This window comes from Microbacterium testaceum, assembly GCF_001476655.1.
Taxonomy (GTDB): Bacteria; Actinomycetota; Actinomycetes; order Actinomycetales; family Microbacteriaceae; genus Microbacterium; species Microbacterium testaceum_C.
This window is the reverse complement of record NZ_LDRT01000286.1, coordinates 1-611: the sequence shown is the minus strand read 5'-3', so window position 1 is coordinate 611 and position 611 is coordinate 1. Positions and strand designations below refer to the sequence as shown.

2 protein-coding genes are annotated in these 611 nt (G+C 68.7%); both read right to left on the bottom strand.

What is annotated here, in order from left to right:
• Positions 1–269: aldo/keto reductase (locus tag NS220_RS19045; protein ID WP_193755439.1), on the bottom strand; the 269-nt coding region annotated here is incomplete at its 3' end.
• Positions 270–368: 99 nt separating this feature from the next.
• Positions 369–611 (bottom strand): substrate-binding domain-containing protein (locus NS220_RS19040; protein WP_193755438.1); only part of this gene is annotated, 243 nt, incomplete at its 5' end.

Here is a 611-nt window from a genome sequence, read left to right as displayed (position 1 = left end):
GTGCTCGTCTCGAGCACCCGACCGACCTTGGTGGAGCTCACGAACTCGTCGCGCGGGCGGCTCGCGAGGCGCGCGCCGAGGCGTCGCTCCGAGAGACCGAGCCCGTAGTGGGGGGCGGTGTCGAAGTACCGGACACCCCCGTCCCACGCGGTGTCGACCGACTCGTCGACCTCCGCCTCGGTCGTCTCGCGATACAGGTTCCCGAGTTGAGCCGCGCCGAGGCCGATCTCGGTGAGCAGTGTTCCGTGCCGCAATGCACGAGTGCGCATGGTCGCCTCCTTTTCCCCCAGCCTACATCACATTCATCAGATGACTAGGGGGAATCGAGGGCTCAGAGCCACACATCGACGAGGAATCGACGGAATAGATCAGTTCTTTTTGCGGGGCTCCGCCGTCGACGCCCGCTCCACGAGGTTCGGGGCCGGGTCGGTCACCACGGCGTCCGCGCGAGCCCCCGACGCGAGGTTCTCAACCACCGCTCGCAGCGCCGTCGCTCCCACCTCGCGCAGCGGCATCCGGACCGTCGTGAGGGGTGGCCACGTGTGCTCGGCCGTCCACGCGTCGTGGATCGCCACCACCGACAGGTCCTCGGGGACGCTCAGCCCGAGGCG